This window comes from Armatimonadota bacterium (assembly GCA_025059775.1).
Taxonomy (GTDB): domain Bacteria; phylum Sysuimicrobiota; class Sysuimicrobiia; order Sysuimicrobiales; family Sysuimicrobiaceae; genus Sysuimicrobium.
Genome location: JANXCW010000019.1, coordinates 1 through 17,054, shown reverse-complemented (window position 1 = coordinate 17,054; position 17,054 = coordinate 1). Strand labels below are relative to the sequence as shown.

General features: G+C 69.0%; 17 protein-coding genes. 6 read left to right on the top strand and 11 right to left on the bottom strand.

Annotated elements, in window-relative coordinates; all coding sequences use genetic code 11:
* Positions 1-22: 22 nt before the first annotated feature.
* From ffh to N0A24_11085, 5 genes are all read right to left on the bottom strand, one after another.
* A complete protein-coding gene (gene ffh / locus N0A24_11105) occupies positions 23-1,345 on the bottom strand; it encodes a signal recognition particle protein (GenBank protein ID MCS7173895.1) in 1,323 nt (440 codons plus the stop codon).
* A complete protein-coding gene (locus tag N0A24_11100) occupies positions 1,338-1,949 on the bottom strand; it encodes a class I SAM-dependent methyltransferase (protein MCS7173894.1) in 612 nt (203 codons plus the stop codon). Before N0A24_11100 ends, ffh begins: the two co-directional genes overlap by 8 nt.
* The gene (locus tag N0A24_11095) at positions 1,946-2,314 is read right to left on the bottom strand and encodes a hypothetical protein (GenBank protein ID MCS7173893.1); all 369 of its coding nucleotides are present in this window, start codon (positions 2,312-2,314) and stop codon (positions 1,946-1,948) included. Before N0A24_11095 ends, N0A24_11100 begins: the two co-directional genes overlap by 4 nt.
* Positions 2,315-2,384: 70 nt before the next feature.
* Complete coding sequence (gene ftsY, locus N0A24_11090; GenBank protein MCS7173892.1) at positions 2,385-3,287, bottom strand: signal recognition particle-docking protein FtsY; 903 nt, start codon at positions 3,285-3,287, stop codon at positions 2,385-2,387.
* A gap of 24 nt (positions 3,288-3,311) precedes the next feature.
* Complete coding sequence (locus N0A24_11085; protein ID MCS7173891.1) at positions 3,312-3,893, bottom strand: Maf family protein; 582 nt, start codon at positions 3,891-3,893, stop codon at positions 3,312-3,314.
* 138 nt (positions 3,894-4,031) lie between these two features.
* Between N0A24_11085 and N0A24_11080 the strand changes: the two genes are divergently transcribed.
* Positions 4,032-4,205, top strand: a complete 174-nt coding sequence (locus tag N0A24_11080) for a hypothetical protein (protein MCS7173890.1) — start codon at positions 4,032-4,034, stop codon at positions 4,203-4,205.
* A gap of 71 nt (positions 4,206-4,276) precedes the next feature.
* Here the strand turns inward: N0A24_11080 and N0A24_11075 are convergent, their stop codons facing one another.
* The 4 genes from N0A24_11075 to N0A24_11060 all read right to left on the bottom strand — a co-directional run bounded on the left by N0A24_11075 (position 4,277) and on the right by N0A24_11060 (position 9,844).
* The gene (locus N0A24_11075) at positions 4,277-5,428 is read right to left on the bottom strand and encodes a M48 family metallopeptidase (GenBank protein ID MCS7173889.1); all 1,152 of its coding nucleotides are present in this window, start codon (positions 5,426-5,428) and stop codon (positions 4,277-4,279) included.
* Between the two features lie 90 nt (positions 5,429-5,518).
* Entirely contained in the window at positions 5,519-6,928 is a 1,410-nt protein-coding gene (locus tag N0A24_11070) for a S8 family serine peptidase (GenBank protein MCS7173888.1), read from the bottom strand.
* Positions 6,925-8,472, bottom strand: coding sequence for a hypothetical protein (locus N0A24_11065; GenBank protein ID MCS7173887.1), 1,548 nt, complete (start codon positions 8,470-8,472; stop codon positions 6,925-6,927). Before N0A24_11065 ends, N0A24_11070 begins: the two co-directional genes overlap by 4 nt.
* A gap of 121 nt (positions 8,473-8,593) precedes the next feature.
* Entirely contained in the window at positions 8,594-9,844 is a 1,251-nt protein-coding gene (locus tag N0A24_11060; GenBank protein MCS7173886.1) for a CsgG/HfaB family protein, read from the bottom strand.
* A 129-nt stretch (positions 9,845-9,973) separates the two neighbouring features.
* Between N0A24_11060 and N0A24_11055 the strand changes: the two genes are divergently transcribed.
* Positions 9,974-10,969, top strand: a complete 996-nt coding sequence (locus N0A24_11055) for a hypothetical protein (protein MCS7173885.1) — start codon at positions 9,974-9,976, stop codon at positions 10,967-10,969.
* A gap of 62 nt (positions 10,970-11,031) precedes the next feature.
* Here the strand turns inward: N0A24_11055 and N0A24_11050 are convergent, their stop codons facing one another.
* Positions 11,032-12,315: a hypothetical protein gene (locus tag N0A24_11050; protein ID MCS7173884.1), complete on the bottom strand. Its 1,284-nt coding sequence runs from the start codon at positions 12,313-12,315 to the stop codon at positions 11,032-11,034.
* Positions 12,316-12,530: 215 nt separating this feature from the next.
* Here N0A24_11050 and N0A24_11045 point away from each other — a divergent pair, with 215 nt between their 5' ends.
* The 4 genes from N0A24_11045 (at position 12,531) to N0A24_11030 (ending at position 16,476) form a co-directional block, all read left to right on the top strand.
* Entirely contained in the window at positions 12,531-12,779 is a 249-nt protein-coding gene (locus N0A24_11045) for a hypothetical protein (protein ID MCS7173883.1), read from the top strand.
* A gap of 160 nt (positions 12,780-12,939) precedes the next feature.
* Positions 12,940-13,563, top strand: coding sequence for a hypothetical protein (locus tag N0A24_11040; GenBank protein MCS7173882.1), 624 nt, complete (start codon positions 12,940-12,942; stop codon positions 13,561-13,563).
* Between the two features lie 946 nt (positions 13,564-14,509).
* The gene (locus N0A24_11035; protein ID MCS7173881.1) at positions 14,510-15,829 is read left to right on the top strand and encodes a S8 family peptidase; all 1,320 of its coding nucleotides are present in this window, start codon (positions 14,510-14,512) and stop codon (positions 15,827-15,829) included.
* A gap of 59 nt (positions 15,830-15,888) precedes the next feature.
* A complete protein-coding gene (locus N0A24_11030; protein MCS7173880.1) occupies positions 15,889-16,476 on the top strand; it encodes a hypothetical protein in 588 nt (195 codons plus the stop codon).
* A gap of 12 nt (positions 16,477-16,488) precedes the next feature.
* On the opposite strand, the gene N0A24_11025 is transcribed toward N0A24_11030, so the two are convergent.
* On the bottom strand, positions 16,489-17,054 hold a 566-nt coding region (locus N0A24_11025), incomplete at its 5' end, for a peptidylprolyl isomerase (GenBank protein MCS7173879.1).

The window sequence follows — 17,054 nt, the reverse complement described above, 5'->3', positions numbered from 1 at the left end:
CCCTCCCTCCAGGTGTTTGCCTTCAGAACGGCCACTTCCACTTGCCCATCCGGCGGCCCGCGGATTCCAGCTGCCGGATCATGCGTCTGGTCTCCTCGAACTGCCGGAGGAGCCGGTTCACGTCCTGCACCGTGGTCCCGCTCCCCCGGGCGATGCGGCGCTTACGGCTGCTGTTGAGAATGGAGGGATCGCGCCGCTCCTGTGGGGTCATGGAGTTGAGGATGGCCTCGAACCGCACCATCTCCCGCTCCTCCAGCTCCTCCCGCAATCCCCGCATCTGCGCGAACCCCGGAATCATCTCCAGCAGATTGCGGAGCGGCCCCATCTTCCGCACCTCCTGGAGCTGCTGGCGGAAGTCCTCTAGGGTGAACTCCGCCCGCCGGAGCTTGCGCTGGAGATCTGCCGCCCGCTCCGCGCTGATGGCCTCCTGGGCCCGCTCGATGAGGGTGAGCACATCGCCCATCCCTAGGATCCGGGAGGCCATGCGGTCGGGGTAGAAGGGTTCCAGGGCCTCGACCTTCTCGCCCGTACCCACGAACAGAATCGGTTTCCCGGTAACGGAGACCACGGAGAGGGCGGCTCCGCCCCGGGCATCGCCATCCAGCTTCGTGAGGATGATCCCGTCAATCCCGATCCGCGCGTTGAACTGCTGGGCCACGGCCAGGGCCTCCTGCCCCGTCATGGCATCCACCACCAGGAGGGTGTGGTGCGGGCTCGCCGCCTCCCGCACCCGGCGCAGCTCCTGCATCATCGCCTCGTCCACGTGCAGCCGACCCGCGGTGTCCACCAGCACCCAGTCGTGTCCCTCCCGGCGGGCATGCTCCACGGCCCTTCGGACGACCTCCACGGGGTCCTGGGTCTGCAGGGTGAACACGGGAACTCCCGCGGACCCGCCCACCACCTCCAACTGCTTCACGGCAGCGGGCCGCTGCAGGTCCGCGGCCACGAGCAAGGGACGGCGCCCCTTTCTGCGGAGGTAATTCCCCAGCTTGGCCACCTGTGTGGTCTTGCCGCTACCCTGGAGGCCGCAGAGGAGGACCACGGTGGGGGGACGGGGGGCCGGGCGGAGCTCCCGGTGCTCCCCGCCCAGCAGCTGCACCAGCTCCTCGTACACGATCTGGATCACCTGCTGGGCCGGGTTCAGGTCCCTCCACACCTCTCGGCCCACGGCCTTGTCCCGGGCGCGGGTCACGAAATCCCGGACCACCTGGACGTGCACATCCGCCTCCAGCAGGGCCCGCCGCACCTCCCGGAGCGCGGCGTCCACGTCCTCCGCCCGCAGAACTCCGCGGCCGGAAACCCGGCGAAAGGCCTCCTGCAGTCGATCCCGCAGGTTCTCAAACACGGCCGTCCTCCCTCACGGCCCGGTACACCCGGTATCCGCCGCCCCGCTCCACCTCCACCACCCCCCCGAACACCTCTCCGATGAGACGGCCCAGGGTGCGGGCGCCCTGGGCGGTGCGGGCCACGAGGTAAAACCGTCCCCCCGGCTTGAGGTGCTTCCGAGCGCCCTCGATGAGGGCTCGGACCACCGCGCGGCCCGCCCGGATGGGTGGGTTCGTGGCGATCAGGTCGAACGTGCGGCTTCCCACGGGTTTGTAGAGATCGCCCTGCAGGACCTCCACGTTGTGGATGCCGTTCCGCAGGGCGTTACGGCGGGCGAGCGCCACCGCCCGTTCGTTGACGTCCACCAGGACCGCGTGCCCCCGGGGCGCCTGGGCCGCAGCCACGAGGCCGATCACCCCGTAGCCACATCCCACATCCAGGATCTCGTCCTCCGGCCGCACCTCCAGGGCCTCCAGCAGCAGCCGGGTTCCCCGATCCACAGAGCCGTGACTGAACACGCCCCGGTCCGTCTCGAACACGAAAAGCCGGCTCCCGAACCACAGACGCACCTCCCGGGGCCGGGATCGGACCATGGGGGTAGGGACGAAGTAGTGCTCCCTCACAGAAGGTCCCGCACCCGCTGGATGCACGCGAGCAGGCGCTCCACCCGGGTGCTCGCTCCGAGGGCCCGCACCTCCTCCTCCAGCCGGTCCAGCTGCCGCAGGGCCTGCACCTTCCGGCGCTCCGCGCTCCGCGCCTGGCTCGCGAGCCCCAACACATCCTCGTACCGGTACAGGTCCGCCAGCGACCGCCGCAGGCTGTCGTGGATGGCCTGTCGGGTGACCCCGAAGTGCTCCGCGATCTCCGCCAGGGACATGTCCTCGTGGAAGTACATGCGAACCAGCTGCTGCTGGCGCGGCGTGAGCAGCCGTGCGTACAGATCGAAGAGGCGGATCACCGTGAACCGATCCGCCAGCACCCGTTCCATTTCCCTTCCTCACCGCCCACCTGTAAAGGAAAACTCCTTTACAGTAGGGTAGCACAGATCCTTCGGAGGCTCAAGCCTCCGGGAGGAGGGCTTCCACGAAGGCCTCGGGGTCGAAGGGGCTCAGGTCCTCCATCCGCTCGCCCGTACCCACCAGCTTCACGGGGATGCCGAGCTCCCGCCGGATGGCCAGCACCACTCCCCCCTTGGCGGAGCTGTCCAGCTTGGCGAGCACGATGCCGCTGGCGCCCGCCGCCTCCCGGAAGAGGTGCGCCTGCGCGAGGGCATTCTGGCCCGTGGTGGCGTCCAGGACGAGCAAAGCCTCCACGGTCCCTCCGGGCAGTTGCCGATCCACCACCCTCCGGATTTTCCGCAGCTCCTCCATGAGGTTGCTCTTGGTGTGCAACCTCCCCGCGGTATCCACCAGCAGCACATCGTAGCTCCGGGCCCGCAGGGCCTGCAGGGCGTCGAAGACCACCGCACCGGGATCCGATCCCTCCCGGTGCCGCACCACGGGAACCCCCGCACGCCGGGCCCAGGCTTCCAGCTGGTCTACGGCCGCGGCCCGGAAGGTGTCCGCGGCGGCCACCAGCACCCGTCGGCCCTCCCGGGTCAGGTGGTAGGCCAGTTTGCCTACGGTGGTGGTCTTTCCGGAACCGTTCACCCCTAGGACCAGTACCACCGCGGGCGGCGGGTCTACCCGCAAGGGCTCCGGTTCTCCCAACCGATCCAGGAGGATGGCCCGGAGGGCCCGACGCAGGTCCTCGGGTCGGTGGAGACCTGAGAGAGCCTGTCGCCGCATCTCCCGGGTGATCTCCTCCGCCGTATCCGGTCCCACGTCCGCGCGGAGGAGGGCCTCCTCGAGATCCTCGAAGAAGCGTTCGTCCGGGGGTTTGGCGAACAGGACCTCCAGGTGCTCCGCGAGGGCCTGCCGGGTCCGCCGGAGGCTTTCCTGTAACCGTTGCACAAACCCGATCCGCCTCTCCACAGCCGCCCGATTCTACCACACCTCTCCGGGCTCCCCGAACCCGTATGTTCCGGGAAACCTGCGGCAGAGCACCCGCACCAGCAGCGACGCTGGGAGCCCCACCACGTTCCAGTAGTCCCCCTCGATGCGCTCCACCAGGGCCGCTCCCCGGCCCTGGATGGCGTATCCCCCTGCTCGCCCTTCCCACTCCCCCGTGGCCACGTACGCCTCGATTTCCCGCGGCCCCAGGGGCCGAAAGGTGACATAGGTGACCTCGTGGTGCAGCTCCTCCCACTCCGGAGTCCCCAGGTACAGGCCGGAGATCACCAGGTGCGTGCGGCCCGCGAGTGCCCGCAGCATCCGCCCCGCCTCCTCCGGCGTGGCGGGTTTACCGAAGACACGGCCCTCCAGCACCACCGTGGTGTCCACGCCCAGCACCGGACGTCCCCGGGCCTGCGGGAACACCGATCGGGCCTTCCCCCGGGCCTGTTCCCGCACCATGGCCACAGGATCCGGGCCGCAGTCCCTTTCCTCGTATCGAGGAGGGATCACCACGAAGGGGATGCCCAGCTGCCGGAGGATGGACCGGCGCTGGGGCGAGGTGGAGGCCAGCACGATCCGCGGCCTACGAGGGGAAGCACTCCGGCTCGGGCTCACAGTTCCCTAGTGTACCGAGTGCAGGGGTTGCGGGGACCGCGCATCATGGAAGGGGCGGCCTTCATAGCCGAAACTCAGGTAAAAGGAGGTGATGGTATGGCCACGCGGACGGTTGTGAGGGACGCCGCGGCCAATTGCTACCGGGAGCTCCTGCGGATCCAGAAGGAGCTGCAGAACCTGGGGGAGTACCCGAGCACCAAGGATGTGGTGAAGCACCTCCAGGCCCTTGTGGAGGCCCTCCAGCGGTTCATGCGGGAGGCAGGGGACTGAAGCGGTGGGGCGGGCTGCAGGAGTCTTATCTCCTGCGGCCCGCCCGGAATCCCGGTCTCGTTCCCTCGACCCTACGGCAGGGACGGGGGCCGCGGGAGGGACGGCGGAGCGGAGGGCGGCGTGTAGGGACCGCCGGAGGTGAGATCCACCCGCGCCTCCCCCCGCTCCTCCCCGACGCGCACGGGCACCACCAGGGCCTCCGGCCACCGGCTGGACTTCTTCTCGAAGGCCAGCACGCCCTGGACCCGACCCTGCGCGGGGACCTCTTCCGGGAGCGTAGAGCGCAGGAAGCGGACGCGGACCTCCCCATCCGGTCCCACCAACACCGCGTTCATGCTCTGGACTCCGGCCGGCCGCTCCCCCCGGTTCTCCACGAGGAGGTGGAGGTTCCAGGCGTCCCGGAGCTCCACCAGCCGCTCCGGCACCAGCACCACGGGCCCCACTTCGTACCGGATCCGGAAGTGCCGGACCCGCAGGGGCAACCCCCGCGCCCCGAACTCCTCGTAGGCCCGCTGCACCGCCGCCACCCGGTCCAGGAACCCAGGGTGGGTGCCCGTCCAGTGGGTGCGCTCCTGTCGGCGGCCCGTCACCTCGTTGAACCACGAGAGGGTACGGGACGCCGCCTGCGGATCGAATCCCGCCTCCACCAGCATCCGCAGGGCCTCCCGGTCCGCCTCCAGCTCCAGCTCCCGGGAAAACCCCAGGGTGGAGAGCTGCACCAGGAGCCCCACCACGTCCCCCGCCGCACGGCTTCCCGTGAGGATGGCCACGAGGATGCTGGCGAGCTGGCCCGCCTGGGCCCGAGCCACGTGCTGGGCCACGTGGCGGCGGGCGATGTGGGCGATCTCGTGCGCGAGAACGAACGCCCAGGCGTCCACCTCCGGACGCAGGTGCACCAATCCCGCGGTGACGAAGAGCCACCCCGGGGTGCTCGCGGCATTGGGAACCGTATGGTTGAGGATGCCTACCTGATAGGGGATCCCGGGGCGCCCCGAGAAGGGCAGCAGACGATCCCGCAACCCGCTCAGGAACCCCAGCCACTCTGCATCGCCCACCAGCCCGTACTCCGCGATGAGCTGGGCTGCCACCGTCCGTCCGATGGCCAGCTCCTGGGACTCCGGGATGCTCGGCTGGGCTGAGGCCGGGGTGGCCACGAGCACCAAGGCCAGGACCACGCTCACCCGCCTCAGGACCTCTCGAGGACTCGGCCATGCGCGCCCCATGCCGCACCTCCCTCTCACGCATGCTCCCAGACTCCCCAAGCCCCTCCGAGCCCATCGTCCTGGACATCCGCCCGGCGGTTTCGTGGAAAGTCACCTCCCGGTCGCGGAGAGGGCGGCCCAGGCGTCCACGATGCCATATCCGTACGCCCCGGGCCCCATCGTGAAGCTGCCACACGAGCCCGGGCGGTCCCAGTCGGGTCTCGGATATTCCGGGCAAGGGGCAAACGCGGTGGCCTGCAGCAGGGACTGCACGCGGGCGGGGGAGAGTCCCGGGTTCCGGGAAAGCATAAGGGCCGACAGCCCCGCCACGTGCGGCGCGGCCATGCTGGTCCCCTGCAGGAACCCGTAGGACCCCTGAGCCGTGGGGAGGGTGGAGTAGACGGTGGTGCCCGGGGCCGCCAGGGTGACCCACCGGCCCGAGGAGGAGAAGGAGGCGATGCGGTCGGTAGGGGTGGTGGCTCCCACCGCGACGACGCCCGGGACGACCTCCGCGAAGGCCGCGGGGTACACCCTGGGGTTGCCGGCGTCGTAGAGGTTGCCCGCGGCGAACACCACGAACACCCCGGAGGCCACCACCGCCCGCAGGGCATCCAGCTCCAGCGCGGAGTACGCCACCCCGCCCCACGAGCCGTTCAGCACCGCGGCCCCGTGCTCCGCCGCGCACAGGATCCCGCTCACCACGGTGAAGGTGGTGCCTCCCAAGGGCCCCAGCGCGCGGATCGGCAGGACCCTCGCCCGAGGGGCCACGCCCACGATCCCAAGCCCGTCTGCACCCGCGGCCACAATCCCCGCCACGTGGGTCCCGTGCCCCCCGGAATCCCCTGGATCGAAGTCCCCGTCCACGGTGTCCGTAGGGCATCCCTCCCGGGGGAGCACGAGCCGGCCCGCGAACTCCGGGTGCGAGAGATCTACCCCCTCGTCCACCACCGCCACCACCACGCCCTCCCCGTCTGAGATCCGCCAGGCCTGAGGAGCCCGGATCCGCCAGAGGTTCCACTGCCAGGAAGCGTTCCGCTCCGCATCCGTACACCGGGAGACTTCACCGTTGAGCCGCCGCACCTCGAAGGCCGGATCGCACTCCCGCAGTTTGGGGTCCGCGAGGCCGGCCCAATCTAGTTCACCGCTTTGGTGCACCCGCAGATCCCCAGGCAGGAGGGTCTGGCTCTCCACCCGGCGCACCCGGTAGTTGTACTCCGCGTACGCCACCTCTGGTCGCTGCCGGAACCGTTCGATGTACGCGGCCTCTTCCCCCACCGGTACCCGGACCAAGGCGAGGTGGTAGGTGCCAATTGGGAGGCGAAACCGGGCGGTTCGCACCACGGACGCACCCCGCACCACGGCCTGGCCTGCCAACCCGGAACCGAAGTGGTACCTGACGAGGATCTCTCCAGGAACGATCTCCGAGATAGGGCTGGAGGGCCGCGGGATCGGTCCGGATCCGCACGCGACCAGCAGGAGCACGGCTCCCACGATTCCCAAGCGGATGAGCGATTTCCTCACGGCACCCAGAACCCCCCCGGTGCACTTACCGCCTCCCGCACCGCCCGGGAAGCAGGCGCGGCACCCTTGAGGAGCAGCTGCCCAGGGTCGCGGGTCACCCACGCGGTGCGCAGGGTGCGGAGGGCATCCCCGAGGGCCCGTACGTCCCTCCCCGGGATCTTGAGAGAACCCAGACCCCGGAGGGCTTCCAGAAGAGGAGGCCTCCGGCCGGCCGCGGCGAGATCCGCAGGTCGGGCCGCATCGCTTGCGAACACAAACACCCGGTACGACCCCGGTGGGAGGTCCAGGGGGAGGGCGGCGGCGCTCCCCTCCCCGCCCAGGATCCCCGTCCACACCTCCGAGGAGGAGGCATCGAGGACTACCGCCGCGTGTACCGTGGCGCCGAGGCTCGGCGTCCAGAAGAACGAGGGGCGGCCTCGGTCCTCGACCCGGAGGATCCGGGGTGGCCGGAGATGGCCTACCCGCAGGGGCTGCCCCGGAATCCGGAACACCTGGGTGGCCGCCACCTCCGGTTGGGTTTGGGCCCGGCCGTCCAGCACGAAACTCGTGGCCACGAAGTACCGGGACTCCGCCTCCTGGATCTGCGGCACCGGGATGGACTGGACGGGCAGGGCTGTACCAACCGGGAGGGGGCCGTTTGCGGCCTCCGCGAGTTCCAGGAGGTCACCCGCGGGGCCGGTGTACAACTGCACGAAGGTGTAGATCACGCCACCCGGCCCGTAGCTGGCCGCAAGGCTCAGGGTGGTGTCGTCGTAGTGGACCGGGAGAGCCCCCGTGGAGGGGACCAGCAGCACCCGGCCCAGGTCCGTGGGCCGAGAGCTCAGGGCGTCCACCGCGGGCAGGAAGGCGTAGGCGGTGTAGTATGCGATGAGTCCGTCAGCGCTCACGCCGTCGTAGTTGCCCGCGAAGAAGGGGAAGGTACGCCCGAGCATCTGCCCGCCCAGGAAGGCTTGGATCTCGAACCTCCCGTCCGGTCCCGCCACCGTGGAGTAGCAGCGGGGGCAGGTGGCGGACTGAAACCGGTAAGCCCCCCACCAGACGAACCCCACGGTTCCCGGCTCCCCCGGGGTTTTACCAGGCGGCACAGACCCGGACTGCGATGAGCCCTCGGGGTCCAACAGGGTGCCGGTCACAGCGGAAAGGGGGCGGTTCCCGGTCCCGCGGGGAGAACTTCCCACAGGCCTGCGCAAGGGCAGATAGAACCGCAGCATCAAACCCGTCTCCGTCGCGGAGACGCCGTACAGGGATCGGGCGGCCGCTACGCCCGGGGGAGGGAGCACGTGGAGGGTGAAGGAGCCCGTGGGGGTCCGGCCCGTGCGGAAAAGGCCGTTCTGATCCGTGGTGACCGTAACGACCTCGCCTCCGGATTCATAGCGCACCGGGATTCCGGGAAGGGGCTCTCCCGAGAAGTTCCCGTCCCCTCCGATTCCCGCGAAGACGTAGCCGGACAGGCCTCCCACGAGGTCCGGAGAGGAGGCTCCTCCCCCGCACGCAGAGGAGGCGATCAGAATTGCCAGGGTCCAGAGGATGCTCCGACGCTGCACCGCTCCATTTTCCCGCGTCCGACGAATTTCCACAGCGTCCGCTCCCAAGGAGGAGAAACCATCCACCTCTCCCCCAGGACGGGCGCTCCCCTCCAGAGGTCTATTGAGGCGTTCCGGCCCCTCAGTCGTACTGGCTGACGACCACCTCTGTCAGGAGCACATAGAGCCTCCGCTCGATGTCTACATCGCCCATGTACACCGTAATCTGGCGGGATTGGCGGCCGAGCGTCACGGGATCCACAGGGTCCGAAAGAGCCCGCTGCCCGTCGACGAACACGTGGATCATGTCGTCCCGCCTCGCGATGGCCACCTGGCGAGTCCGGCCCCGCAGTTCTCCGACCACGTCCGGCAGCGGTTTGCCAGCCCAGAAACCGCGCCAGTTGTTCCGCCAGTCCAGCTCAAACACAAACGGGGACTCACGGCGTCCGAGGTACACCCGCAGCCGTGGTGCGACGCCCTGGCCCTCTAGCCGGACCGCGAACTCCAAGGCGAAGTCTCGGCTAGGCTCGAGGTCAGGCACGTCCCGTTCTACCCAGGTTTCCCCCCGCACTCCTGCGAGCCACGTCCTCCCCTCGAGCCGGACACACTCTACACTCCCCCCGGACACGCGCCAGCCCGGGGGACGCACCGTGCAGCCGGAGAAGGTCTCGCCGAGGATCACGCGGCTGCCCCGGTGAAAGCTCAGGCCGGGGCGCTCCAATCCCCCCGAAGCTGGGGTCGACGGAAGGGGTTGCGCTTCCCGGGACCGGCCCGGCTTCGGCCGGAGAGCCGGACGAGCCCGGGACACGAACTGGCCCACGGCTTCCAGGGTAACCTTCCCGATCAACTGCCCGTCGAAGTTGTGGACCGAGACATGCGTCCACCAGGGTCCGACCCACACCGATGCGGAGGTCTGCTGGCCTCGGGCCTGACCGTCCGGACGGGCCACCACCATCGCGGTCTCCGCGTCCACCACCACCCCTCGGAGCCGTACATTGGCCGTGATGGTGTACATGCAGCCCACGATGGGGAAACACCCGCCTGTGTGGTTCTGGTCCAGCTGTTCCACTTCGCCCATCACCACGTAGTCCGCGCCTGCCCGCAGAGCTGCCCGGCTCACATCGGCCACGTCCAGAATCCCTCGGAGATCCAGACGGGCCGCCTGCAGGGCCGAACGAGTCTCAGAACGCGACAGGACCCTCACCGTGCCCTCCTCCCGGAGGCGCGCGACGATCCGCTCGGTCACCACCTCGGAGGCCGCAGACCACCCGACTGCCACCGCGAAGTCCACCACCATCACGACCGGGCGACCATCCTGGGCGGGCACAGAGTGAGGCCACGCGGCCAGAACGAGCACTACAGCACCGCTCAGGGTCAGAAGCGCGTTCCGCACCTCCCTCACCTCCTCTTGCGAAGCCTGGGCTGCATCGGGAAAGCCCCCGGAGCAACTCCTGTACCATCCAAGATACTACGGGTAGCCTTTAGCCTCCTTGCGCCCACGGCCGTAGGGGACCGGTTCAGCTTGGCAGGGGGCTTATGGTTCCTTACCCTGGTCCTCAAGATGCTCACGGGGGAAGGACACCTGGCCTGTTCGGAGGGCAACGGGGAGATGCCCTTGGGTCGCAGGTTCTTCTCCTGGAAGGGATCGGCGGCCGTGTTCCTAGTCTGTCTAGCGATCCTGACCGCTCCTCGGGGATCCGGCGCCCGGACTTCTGAGCCGGGCTGTCAGCACCTGCGTTTGAGTCCCGCAGTAGGGCGCACGGGCGTACTGGGGACCTACGCGGAACTCGCCGCCACCTGTGGGATTGCAGACGGGGGGGTGCTGAGATTCGGGGTGCGGTACACGGAGTCCCGCATGGACCTCCGGCCCTACGCGGCGCTCCAGTACGTCTGGCCTCTCGGGGACACCACGGTGAGCCTGAACGTGGGGCTGCGGGAGCGGATCGGGGATTGGGAGGTAGACCGGCTCCCCGAAGTCACAGTCCGCTGGACACTGAACCCTCCCAGTCTCCTGCGCGGTGCCCTGGAGGTCACGTTCGGCCGGTTTTCAACCCACGCCGCGGGAGAGGGAGGCCGGGTGGGAGCTCGGCTCCGTCTCTCTAGCCGGACCATGCCGGTGCGTTCCGGGACCACATGGCTCACCCTGGACGCCGCCCACTACCGGTACGATCGGAGCCAGACTCAGACCTCCCTGCAGTGGACCGTCCACCTGCACCTCCCCCTCACCCGGGATCTGGGCTTCCAGCTCGGCTACCAGCATGTGGACGCCTTCGGCCTTAGCCCTCTCCGGTTCGACTCGGTCTCGCCCACGCGGGTCTGGAGCGGCTACCTCCTCGGTCCCGTAGGTCAGCGCGGCACCTGGTGGGCTGGCCTGTCCGCGGACACCTGGGCCACCCCCGCGATCTTGGAGCTCCACGTCGGAGGTCGCATGGAGCTGGGATGGTTGTCACTCACATACAGGCTGGGGGATGGCCGCGTGTTCTTGACCGGGGGTCTAGTATCGTCTGGGGATCGGTGAACTCCGGAGAGAGAACTTCCCCTGCGACCCTCCCCAGAACTCACAGGACGGGTCTCCCTGGGTCACTCCAGCAATCCCGATGGCGCTATCACCTCTCCCCGGCTTCCCAATAGCCCGAGTCCCGCTTCCCGGATCGCCTCCTCTACGGCCCGGTCCATCCGGATCCCGAACACATATGCGAGGTAAGGTCCGGGCAGCCCTGCTTCCTCCAGTCGGCGCCGAAACTCCGCGGATCCGATCCGACTCGCCCACCGCCGCACCGCGGAGACCGAAAGCCGGGCCTTGGATTCCACCACCACCGCCACCCGCCGCCCTTGAGGGTCCCGGCACACCGCCACCAGGTCCACCTGCCCCTCTGTGTCCACGGGCACAGACCTCGGCTCCTCCAGGATCTCCAACCCCTTTTCCCGGAGCACCAGCCGCAGGATGTCCTCCGCGTGCTCCTCGATGGTGAGACCCAAGACGTCCTCGAGGCGGCCCAGGCGGAGGTTTGTGACCCGCTGGGCCTCCACGAGTTCCCGGATCTGCTCCTCGGTCCGGAGTTGGGCCTCTGCGAGGCGGGCCACAGTTTCTTCCAGGCGATCCGTGCGCTCCTCGAGTCTGGCCAGGCGCTCCTCGGTCCGGAGTTGGGCCTCTGCGAGGCGGGCTACAGTTTCTTCCAGGCGATCCGTGCGCTCCTCGAGTCTGGCCAGGCGTTCCTCGGTCCGGAGTTGGGCCTCTGCGAGGCGGGCTACAGTCTGCTCCAGACGATCCATGCGCTCCTCGGTCCGCGCCTGCGCTTCCGCCAGCCGGCGCAGCTCCCCCTCTGTCCGCGCTTGCGCCTCCGCCAGCCGCGCCTGCGCCTCCGCCAGCCGGCGCAGTTCCCCCTCCGTCCTCGCCTGCGCCTCCGCCAGCCGGCGCAGTTCCCCCTCCATCCGACCCTGTGCCTCCGCCAGGGCCCGAACCTGCTCCTCCGTCCTCGCCTGTGCTTCCGCTAACCCCCGAACCTGCTCCTCCGTCCGTTGCTGCGCCTCCGCCAGCCGCGCCTGCGCCTCCGCCAGCCGGCGCAGTTCCCCCTCGGTCCGCGCCTGCGCCTCCGCCAGCCGCGCCTGCGCCTCCGCCAGTCGGCGCAGCTCCCCCTCTGTCCCCGCCTGCGCTTCCGCCAGCTGGCGCAGCGCTTCTTCGGTCCGCTCCTGAGCCTCGACCAGGGTCCGGACCTGGCGCTCCGTGGCCTGCTGGGCACGCAACAGGCCGCGCACCAACTTCGGGAGCGCCAAGAACTCCTCTCCCAGCAGACTGGCCCGGAGAGCGTCCTTCCACTCCGGCTGCCTGTCCAGCAGCCGCAGCAAACCCTGCAGATCCTTCACTGTGAATGGCATCCCGGCCTATTATACGGGCCCCACCCGTATGCGGGAGAACCTTGAAGCAACCCCGTGGGACCCTCGCGGAATTCAGGGAAACCCTCCGGAGCGACTGCCCGGTCACCTTCTGAACCGCGTCCAAGGCGGAGAGACCGACGGTCCAAGATGGCCGGACTGGCGGAGGAGGCGGGGATCCGGTACGCTTGGGTGGGAAGCGTTCCATGGCCACCCTAGAGGAGCGCGTGGCCTACCTGGAGGGCAAGGTGGAGGAGCTGTCCGGAGGGTACGGACAGCTCCGCCAGGATATCCACGCCCTCGACCAGAAAGTGGACCGCTTCCGGGAAGAACTCAGTTCCCGCATCGACGCCCTGGACCAGAAGTTCAGCCGGTGGTTCGCCTGGCTCACCGGAATCCTCACCACCGCCCTCCTCACGGTCCTCGGTCTGCTCGGCGCTGCACTATTCGGGTAGAACGGACTCCCTTGGAACGTCACGCCTCCCTTACGTCGGGTATGAACACAGGTTCTGATCGGCTCTTGGCTTAGGAGTCCCTGAGCCGAACACCAGGAGATGGATCGGTCTTCGTCGAAGTGATGGGGGAGCAAGAAGTCCCGATGCCCGGAGAGAAAACGTGAGGACCTGGGTCGCTACAAAGTCCGCCCTGCTCGCAGTGATCCTCTCCGCCTGCAGCCAGCCGGTGGTCACACCCCCGCCTCCGACTCCAACCCCGTCCCTCCCGGTGGCCGTAGATCCTATCCTGGCGACGTTTTGGGCCTCCCAGCTCCAGACCGGCAGCACCCTGCGCGTGGTGGTGGAAGCCGTCAATACCGACCGCGCGAACGCCTACGGCACCCTCCGGGTGGCCCTGGCGCTGAGGGGTACCGGACTTGTGGACTTGGGACAGGATCTCTCCGTGGCCTCCTCACCGGATGCCCGGTGCGCCCTCCCGTTCCGGGGATCTCTGCCCCGAACCCAGCCCAGTGACTATCCGGGCGGATGGGCTGTGGAATACGACGTGGAGCCCGCAGGCGGCCCGGTGCTGGCAGTAGGGCCCGGCGGCACCTTAGCCTCCACCTGTGTCTTCCTCTCTGTGGTGCGGCCCGGGGTGTCGGGCGCGACGCTGGAGGGCGTATTCTTCGTGTACGAGGACGCCAACCCTCTCAACAGCCGGTTCGACGCAGCGGAACAGATCCGCAGCGGGCCTCTCGGTGCGCCCATGCACGTGTCCCTCCGGATCGTAGAAGCACGGCCGTGACCGGGAGCCCCGTGCTCTAAGGCGCCTCGGGAGCCGTCCTCAGCCTGCTCGGCGCTGCACTATTCCGGTAGCGCCATGGTGCCGGACATCTGGGGGTCAGGACCCAGGCGCTACGCGGTATACTCGGCTTGACGGAACCGCAACCGAGCCGATTGCGTACAGTACGCTTGCGTCCGGGGGAGACGTGGTGCATCTGAGTGGCCGAACCCGCTTGACCGAGACGCTGGCCTGGCTGGTCGCCCTGACCCTGGTGGCAGGGTGAGGGAGCTGCGGCCATGCCCGGAACCGCCCCGGGCTCTCCCGGCCCGACCCCCTCCCCTTCATCCTCCTCACCCCCGATCATTGGGTCCGTAGACCTCGGCACCAGACGGAAATCCGTCTGTGCTTCCGCCTGGAACCTCCCCCTCCGGGGACCTCGGACCAACTCGAGGAGGTCCTTCCTCCCGTGGTACTCCGGGTGGTACACAGTCGGTGACGGACTGAGGAGGGATTCCACCGTCCCGGCCTATGTGCAGAGCGAGCAGGGTGTGGGTGCTCCTGAGCGTGCTCATCACCGCCGGGCTGCTGGTTTGGGCTCCAGCCGGACGTGTGCACAGCGCCCCGGCCCGGCCGTGGTTCCCCAAGCAGTTCTCGGCGCAGATCGTGGGGCCAGATCTCATCGACCCCCACAAGAGAGTCACTCGGGGCCTCTATTCGGAAGCAGTACCGGGAGACCCGGGGTGCGGTGGCGTGGGCTATGGACCTGCTCCCAGATCCTGGCGGGAACCCCTGTGCGAGAGGCCTCGGGGCCAAGAACGTGACCTGCCGCAAGGCCGGGGCTGAACGGGTTAATGGGCGGTAGGGCCCTGATCCTGCCATTGATCTCCTTGGGGTGGCACGGATTTTGCCCACGCCCTAATCCAGGAAGTGCTGGAGCAGCCGAATTAAGGGAACGCGGAGAAAGACCATGAGGGAATTCCGGTCGTGGACTCCGCTCCTCGGAGCGGGGGTAGCTTTACTCCTTGCGGTCGCCTGTGGGACCCTGCAGGGACAGGGCCCGGTACACCGCCCACCCGACTCCCCTTCTCAGCCCCAGGTCACCCTCCAGCAGGCGGGCCCGCACGCTCCGGACCGGGTGCTGGTACGGTTCCGGCCGGGGACGCCGACCGAGAAGATGGAGGCCCTCCATCGCCGGGTGGGCGGACGGGTGGTGCAGGTCCTCCCGCAGATCGGCGTACTGGTGGTCCAGGTGCCCGCGAATACGGTCGGGAACGCCCTCGGGGTGTACACCGCGGACCCCGTCACGGAGTTCGCGGAGCCGGATGGGGTGGTGCAGGCCCTGCTCGTTCCCAATGACCCCATGTTTAGTTCCCAGTGGGGCCCGCAGAAGGTGGAGGCCCCTGCCGCGTGGGACACGACCACGGGTAGCCCGTCTGTACGCATCGCCATCCTGGACACCGGCATCCGCTCCACCCACCCGGACCTCAGCGGCAAGGTCGTGGCCTCCCAGAACTTCACCACCTCACCCACGGCAGACGACCAGAACGGCCACGGCACCCATGTGGCCGGGATCGCCGCCGCGGTCACCCACAACGCCACGGGGATCGCGGGCATGGACTGGGGGGCACGTCTGATGAACGGCAAGGTGCTCGGCGACGACGGGTATGGGTTTTTGTCCTGGGTCGCAAGCGGGATCCTCTGGGCCGCGGACAACGGGGCAAAGGTCATCAACCTGAGCCTGGGGGGGAGTAGCCCCAGTGCTACCCTGCAGAGCGCGGTGAACTACGCCTGGAACCGGGGGGTAGTCCTGGCCTGTGCGGCGGGCAACAGCGGCTCCCCTTTGCCCAGCTACCCCGCCTACTACTCGAACTGCATCGCCGTGGGCGCCACCACCCCCTCGGACAGCCGGGCGAGTTTCTCCAACTATGGGACCTGGGTAGACGTGGGGGCTCCGGGGGTCTCCATCCTCAGCACCGTACCCGGGGGATATGCCTCGTATAGCGGGACCTCCATGGCCACCCCGCACGTGGCCGGGCTCGCAGGACTCGTGTGGACGCGCCAGGCGACCGCCTCCGCGGTCCGCGCGTGCATTGAGAACTTTACTGACCCGGTAGCTGGAAACCCCTTCGCCCGGGGCCGGATCAACGCCCGCAGGGCGGTGGAGTGCACAGGTGCAAGCCCCACGCCTTCGCCCACTCCCTCCCCCACCCCTTCGCCGAGCCCCACGCCGACTCCCTCTCCCAAGCCCATGCCCAGCTGGCCGCCCAGCTGGCCGCCGAGGCCCTAAAGGGAGGAGGGAGATCGGGGTCGAATCACCCCACGGAAGACTCGCCGGGAGGTGAGACGGTGTCCGCAAGGGGAAAGAGAGCCTACCTCCTCGGGGTACTCCTGCTCACAGGCGCGATAGCCCTGTGGATCTCCGAGGCCAAAGCCGGGCCGGTCCGGTACAGCATGTCGTTCTCCGCCGAGTTCGATCTCATTCCCGCTGGCGGGAGGGCAGCGCAGAGGGTTCGGCTGTACGCCACCCCTACCCTGGTCCGTCTGGAACGGGCCACGGGGGAGGCAGTGTTCCTATACGACCCGGTGAAAGACCAGACGACGATTCTGTTCCCCCTGAAGAAGGAGTACCTGGTGGTCTCCGGCCCGTCCGAGGTGAGCCCCTTTTTGCCCCTCCCCGGCGGGGACCCGTGCGGGCGGGCGCTCTTCCAGGTCCGCTGCCGGCGGCTCGGTGTAGAGCCCGTGGCGGGCCGGAGCGCGGTGAAGTGGGAGGTGGGTGGCCCCAGAGGGCAACTCGTGTGGGTGGACCGGGAACTCGGTCTAGTGCTCCGCCGGCGCCTGCGGGATGCAGACCTGCTGCGCGCCCGTCACCTCCGGGTCGGGCCCCAGCGGCCCGACCTGTTCCGGATCCCGTCCGGTTACCGGAGGACGGGCTAGCCCCGGCCCGGGTCACGGCCTCGGGCTCGGTACCGGGGAACCGGGTGGGGTCGATGCCTCCTCTGGAAGCGGCAACCGCTCGATCTTCGCCCGGCTCCGCAGCCCCTTCACAAGCTCCCGGATGGCCGTCTGGGCCTTCCGAGCGTGCAGGGCCTCCGCGATCCGGTCTCGGACCTCCTCAAAGGGGACCTGCCGCGCGGGCGTCCTCCTCTCCAGCCGGACCACGGCAAACCCCCCGGGCACCTCCACTGGATCGCTCACCTCCCCTGGCTTCAGCCGGAACAGCACCGGCTCTCTTGGGTCCGGGTTCCCCCTGAACATGCGCAGCTCCGCAGCACCCTTCTCGAACCCCGTGCGGCCAGCGCCCAGCTCCTCCCCCACTTTCTCGATGGACTCACCGGCCCGGATCCTCTTCGCCGCCTCCTCAGCCGAAGGACGATCGACGGCCACCACCTGCCGGAAGAACGCCGCCTCAGGCTCCCGGTACCGGTCCGGGCGGAGGCGGTACTCGGCCCGGACTTCCTCCTCCGAAGGCGCCGAACTTGCCCTTAGCTCACCCAGCAGGCGCTCCACCGACG

Excerpts from the sequence above, each read along its gene's own strand:
- N0A24_11075 (MCS7173889.1), bottom strand. The coding sequence starts at position 5,428 with ATGGGGCGCGCATGGCCGAGTCCTCGAGAGGTCCTGAGGCGGGTGAGC.
- N0A24_11080 (MCS7173890.1), top strand. The coding sequence starts at position 4,032 with ATGGCCACGCGGACGGTTGTGAGGGACGCCGCGGCCAATTGCTACCGG.
- N0A24_11095 (MCS7173893.1), bottom strand. The coding sequence starts at position 2,314 with ATGGAACGGGTGCTGGCGGATCGGTTCACGGTGATCCGCCTCTTCGAT.
- N0A24_11045 (MCS7173883.1), top strand. The coding sequence starts at position 12,531 with ATGGCCACCCTAGAGGAGCGCGTGGCCTACCTGGAGGGCAAGGTGGAG.
- N0A24_11035 (MCS7173881.1), top strand. The coding sequence starts at position 14,510 with ATGAGGGAATTCCGGTCGTGGACTCCGCTCCTCGGAGCGGGGGTAGCT.